This is a genomic window from Paraprevotella clara YIT 11840 (assembly GCF_000233955.1).
GTDB lineage: Bacteria > Bacteroidota > Bacteroidia > Bacteroidales > Bacteroidaceae > Paraprevotella > Paraprevotella clara.
In genome coordinates this window covers 1-204 of record NZ_JH376725.1, presented here as the reverse complement: position 1 = coordinate 204, position 204 = coordinate 1, and the positions used below count along the sequence as shown (strand labels likewise).

Sequence of the window (204 nt, the reverse complement as noted above, 5' to 3'; positions counted from 1 at the left end):
TGCCGAAACAGGTGCGGGACAACACGGCGTGGCTACCGCTACGGCGGCTGCTCTTCTGGGGCTTGAATGCGATGTATATATGGGGGCTGTAGATATTGAACGCCAAAGACTGAACGTTTTTAGAATGGAACTTTTAGGGGCAAGGGTAGTATCCATCACCGATGGGCTACAGACACTAAAAGAAGCTACCACTGCCGCTATACA

The 204-nt window shown here is 51.0% G+C and carries 1 protein-coding gene; it reads left to right on the top strand.

Annotation, left to right across the window (positions count from 1 at the left end):
- Positions 1-204 (top strand): pyridoxal-phosphate dependent enzyme (locus HMPREF9441_RS18925; RefSeq protein ID WP_008623825.1); only part of this gene is annotated, 204 nt, incomplete at both ends.